The organism is Flavobacterium ranwuense (assembly GCF_004349315.1).
GTDB classification, from domain to species: domain Bacteria; phylum Bacteroidota; class Bacteroidia; order Flavobacteriales; family Flavobacteriaceae; genus Flavobacterium; species Flavobacterium ranwuense.
This window is the reverse complement of the sequence record NZ_SMLH01000016.1, coordinates 1-5485: the sequence shown is the minus strand read 5'-3', so window position 1 is coordinate 5485 and position 5485 is coordinate 1. Positions and strand designations below refer to the sequence as shown.

The 5485-nt window shown below is 47.0% G+C and carries 2 tRNA genes and 3 rRNA genes; all 5 read right to left on the bottom strand.

What is annotated here, in order from left to right:
- Positions 1–45: 45 nt before the first annotated feature.
- The 5 genes from rrf to E0I61_RS16175 all read right to left on the bottom strand — a co-directional run bounded on the left by rrf (position 46) and on the right by E0I61_RS16175 (position 5261).
- Positions 46–155: ribosomal RNA gene (rrf, locus tag E0I61_RS16195) — 5S ribosomal RNA — on the bottom strand.
- Positions 156–301: 146 nt separating this feature from the next.
- Positions 302–3184 (bottom strand): 23S ribosomal RNA (locus E0I61_RS16190).
- Positions 3185–3376: 192 nt separating this feature from the next.
- Positions 3377–3450 (bottom strand) — tRNA-Ala (locus E0I61_RS16185).
- Between the two features lie 95 nt (positions 3451–3545).
- A tRNA-Ile gene (locus tag E0I61_RS16180) sits at positions 3546–3619 on the bottom strand.
- Between the two features lie 128 nt (positions 3620–3747).
- Positions 3748–5261: ribosomal RNA gene (locus tag E0I61_RS16175) — 16S ribosomal RNA — on the bottom strand.
- The 16S, 23S and 5S rRNA genes sit together here with 2 tRNA genes alongside, the layout of an rRNA operon.
- Positions 5262–5485 lie beyond the last annotated feature (224 nt).

Genomic DNA, 5485 nt, shown 5'->3' with positions numbered 1-5485 from the left:
AAACACAAAAAATCCTCATCAAATTCATGATGAGGATTCTTCAAAGAAAGGCGACGACATACTCTCCCACATAACTGCAGTACCATCTGCGCAGGCGGGCTTAACTACTCTGTTCGGGATGGGAAGAGGTGAGCCCCGCCGCAATAACCACCTTAAGAGGTTATAATTGCTTTGGGCAATTATTTGCAATTCGTAATTCTTAATTGTGAATTCGTAATTACAATAATATCTTAACATACTGAGATAAAGAAAATAAAAAGTTTTGAGAAAGTTTCTTCCCCGGGTTGCCCCGGGGAAAAGCGTACATAAGCTTACGGGTTATTAGTACTACTCGACTATGACATTACTGCCTTTACATCTATAGCCTATCAACGTGGTCATCTCCCACGACCCTTAAAAGAAATCTCATCTTGTGGTGGGTTTCGCGCTTATATGCTTTCAGCGCTTATCCCTTCCAAACGTAGCTACTCTGCGATGCCACTGGCGTGACAACAGATACACTAGAGGTTTGTCCAATTCGGTCCTCTCGTACTAGAATCAGATCCACTCAAATTTCTTGCGCCCACAGTAGATAGAGACCGAACTGTCTCACGACGTTCTGAACCCAGCTCGCGTGCCACTTTAATGGGCGAACAGCCCAACCCTTGGGACCTTCTCCAGCCCCAGGATGTGACGAGCCGACATCGAGGTGCCAAACCCCCCCGTCGATATGAGCTCTTGGGGGAGATCAGCCTGTTATCCCCGGCGTACCTTTTATCCTTTGAGCGATGGCCCTTCCATGCGGAACCACCGGATCACTATGCTCTACTTTCGTACCTGATCGACCTGTATGTCTCTCAGTCAAGCTCCCTTATGCCATTGCACTCTACGCACGGTTACCAAGCGTACTGAGGGAACCTTTAGAAGCCTCCGTTACTCTTTTGGAGGCGACCACCCCAGTCAAACTACCCACCAAGCAATGTCCCCCCGATTGGGGGTTAGGCCTCAGACAAACAAAGGGTTGTATTTCAACAATGACTCCACAACGCCTAGCGACGCCACTTCACAGTCTCCAACCTATCCTACACATCATTTGTCCAAGGTCAATACTAAGCTATAGTAAAGGTGCACAGGGTCTTTTCGTCCCACTGCGGGTAAGCGGCATCTTCACCGCTACTACAATTTCACCGAGCTCATGGCTGAGACAGTGTCCAGATCGTTACACCATTCGTGCAGGTCGGAACTTACCCGACAAGGAATTTCGCTACCTTAGGACCGTTATAGTTACGGCCGCCGTTTACTGGGGCTTCAATTCAATGCTTCTCCGAAGATAACATCTCCTCTTAACCTTCCAGCACCGGGCAGGTGTCAGGCCCTATACTTCATCTTACGATTTTGCAGAGCCCTGTGTTTTTGATAAACAGTCGCCTGGACCTCTTCACTGCGGCCAGCATTGCTGCTGGCGACCCTTCTCCCGAAGTTACGGGTCTATTTTGCCTAATTCCTTAGCCATGAATCTCTCGAGCACCTTAGGATTCTCTCCTCGACTACCTGTGTCGGTTTGCGGTACGGGTACTTATTACCTGAAGTTTAGAGGTTTTTCTTGGAAGCCCTTAGGCGCACTATCTCTTTGTCCGAAGACTCCGAGTACTATCGTATTTCCCCAAGCCGCGTGGATTTGCCTGCGCAGCTTATAGGTAGGTACTTCAACGAACTATTCCGTCAGTTCGCGGCGCTTTCATCACTCCGTCACCCCATCACAGTAATAACTAGTACGGGAATATTAACCCGTTGTCCATCGACTGTCCCTTTCGGGTTCGCCTTAGGTCCCGACTAACCCACAGCTGATTAGCATAGCTGTGGAAACCTTAGTCTTTCGGTGTGCGGGTTTCTCGCCCGCATTATCGTTACTTATGCCTACATTTTCTTTTCTCACCGGTCCAGCATACCTTACGATACACCTTCTACCCTGTGAGAATGCTCCCCTACCACTTGTAATTAATTACAAATCCATAGCTTCGGTAATATACTTATGCCCGATTATTATCCATGCTCGTCCGCTCGACTAGTGAGCTGTTACGCACTCTTTAAATGAATGGCTGCTTCCAAGCCAACATCCTAGCTGTCTGGGCAGACAAACCTCGTTCTTTCAACTTAGTATATATTTGGGGACCTTAGCTGATGGTCTGGGTTCTTTCCCTCTCGGACTTGGACCTTAGCACCCAAGCCCTCACTGTTATGAAACATTATATAGCATTCGGAGTTTGTCAGGAATTGGTAGGCGGTGAAGCCCCCGCATCCAATCAGTAGCTCTACCTCTATATAACTTTACGCATAACGCTGCACCTAAATGCATTTCGGGGAGTACGAGCTATTTCCGAGTTTGATTGGCCTTTCACCCCTACCCACAGGTCATCCGAAGACTTTTCAACGTCAACCGGTTCGGTCCTCCACTGTGTGTTACCACAGCTTCAACCTGCCCATGGGTAGATCACACGGTTTCGCGTCTAACACTACTGACTAAAGCGCCCTATTCAGACTCGCTTTCGCTACGGATCCGTGGCTTAACCACTTATCCTTGCCAGCAACGTTAACTCGTAGGCTCATTATGCAAAAGGCACGCCGTCACCCCACGAAAGGGCTCCGACCGCTTGTAAGCGTATGGTTTCAGGATCTATTTCACTCCGTTATTCACGGTTCTTTTCACCTTTCCCTCACGGTACTGGTTCACTATCGGTCTCTCAGGAGTATTTAGCCTTAGCGGATGGTCCCGCCAAATTCAGACAGGATTTCTCGTGTCCCGCCCTACTCAGGATACCACTATCGTTATCTTCTATTACTTATACAGGGCTATCACCTTCTATGGCTCTACTTTCCAGTAGATTCTAATTCTATCCGCAACAAATGTCGTGGTCCTACAACCCCAATATTGCCGTAACAACATTGGTTTGGGCTAATCCGCGTTCGCTCGCCACTACTTACGGAATCACTTTTGTTTTCTTCTCCTCCGCCTACTTAGATGTTTCAGTTCAGCGGGTTTGCCCACCTATCGGTGTACTATGTCTTCAACATAGTGGGTTGCCCCATTCAGGTATCTACGGATCAATTCGTGTGTGCCAATCCCCGTAGCTTTTCGCAGCTTATCACGCCTTTCATCGCCTCTGAGAGCCAAGGCATCCCCCATACGCCCTTATTTTGCTTATTGTACCAACACATTATTTAAAATGTGCCGTTTCTTCTACTAAATATAAATATCTAATAGAAAATGCTTTCTACTTTTTATTATTTTCTTATCTCAATATGTCAATGAACTTTATTTTGGTCGAATGTCTTAAAGTCGAATGTCAAAAGCCCGAGGACTTATGACTTTCAGACTTTAGTCTTTCGACTAAATCTGTGGAGAATAACGGAGTCGAACCGTTGACCTCCTGCGTGCAAGGCAGGCGCTCTAGCCAGCTGAGCTAATCCCCCAATCTTTTTTAATTATGAATTGTGAATTACGAATTACGATGTATATCGTGATTTTTCAACTCTAGAATTTCTTCTTTTATTTAAGTTTAAAATAGTTGTCTCGGACAGACTCGAACTGTCGACCCCTACATTATCAGTGTAGTACTCTAACCAGCTGAGCTACGAGACACTCTTATTCTTAAATGGTATTATTTGAACTAACAGCAAGAGTAATATAATGTCTTTATTTGTTTCCAATTCGAACTTTCGTCTTCTTTCCTAAAAGTGTTGTTTGCACAACTAACATTTAGGCTCTAGAAAGGAGGTGTTCCAGCCGCACCTTCCGGTACGGCTACCTTGTTACGACTTAGCCCTAGTTACCAGTTTTACCCTAGGCAGCTCCTTGCGGTCACCGACTTCAGGCACCCCCAGCTTCCATGGCTTGACGGGCGGTGTGTACAAGGCCCGGGAACGTATTCACCGGATCATGGCTGATATCCGATTACTAGCGATTCCAGCTTCACGGAGTCGAGTTGCAGACTCCGATCCGAACTGTGACCGGTTTTATAGATTCGCTCCTGGTCACCCAGTGGCTGCTCTCTGTACCGGCCATTGTAGCACGTGTGTAGCCCAAGGCGTAAGGGCCGTGATGATTTGACGTCATCCCCACCTTCCTCTCAGTTTGCACTGGCAGTCTCGTTAGAGTTCCCGACATGACTCGCTGGCAACTAACAACAGGGGTTGCGCTCGTTATAGGACTTAACCTGACACCTCACGGCACGAGCTGACGACAACCATGCAGCACCTTGTAAATTGTCTTGCGAAAGATCTGTTTCCAAACCGGTCAATCTACATTTAAGCCTTGGTAAGGTTCCTCGCGTATCATCGAATTAAACCACATGCTCCACCGCTTGTGCGGGCCCCCGTCAATTCCTTTGAGTTTCATTCTTGCGAACGTACTCCCCAGGTGGGATACTTATCACTTTCGCTTAGCCACTGAGATTGCTCCCAACAGCTAGTATCCATCGTTTACGGCGTGGACTACCAGGGTATCTAATCCTGTTCGCTACCCACGCTTTCGTCCATCAGCGTCAATATATTAGTAGTAACCTGCCTTCGCAATTGGTATTCCATGTAATCTCTAAGCATTTCACCGCTACACTACATATTCTAGTTACTTCCTAATAATTCAAGTCTAGCAGTATCAATGGCCGTTCCACCGTTGAGCGATGGGCTTTCACCACTGACTTACTAGACCGCCTACGGACCCTTTAAACCCAATGATTCCGGATAACGCTTGGATCCTCCGTATTACCGCGGCTGCTGGCACGGAGTTAGCCGATCCTTATTCCTACAGTACCGTCAAGCTCGGACACGTCCGAGTGTTTCTTCCTGTATAAAAGCAGTTTACAATCCATAGGACCGTCATCCTGCACGCGGCATGGCTGGATCAGGCTTGCGCCCATTGTCCAATATTCCTCACTGCTGCCTCCCGTAGGAGTCTGGTCCGTGTCTCAGTACCAGTGTGGGGGATCTCCCTCTCAGGACCCCTACCCATCGTTGCCTTGGTAAGCCGTTACCTTACCAACAAGCTAATGGGACGCATGCTCATCTTTCACCGTTGTGACTTTAATAATATCTCGATGCCGAGTCATTATACTATGAGGTATTAATCCAAATTTCTCTGGGCTATCCCTCTGTGAAAGGTAGATTGCATACGCGTTACGCACCCGTGCGCCGGTCTCTGGTTCCGAAGAACCATACCCCTCGACTTGCATGTGTTAAGCCTGCCGCTAGCGTTCATCCTGAGCCAGGATCAAACTCTTCATCGTATATTGTTGAGTTCAGATAAATCTGTTCTCTTTGTTTATTCGACTAAATTCTAGTGGTTTTTTCAAATCTCTCGATTCTATTACTCTTATTCTTTTGTTTTAAGATCTCTCTTAAAACGGCTGTCAATTCAATATGTCTAGGAACGTGTTCTTCTTAATGTTTCCCCTCATTCGCACTACTTAAAGTGTTTCTCGAAGCGGGTGCAAAAGTACAACTTCTTTTT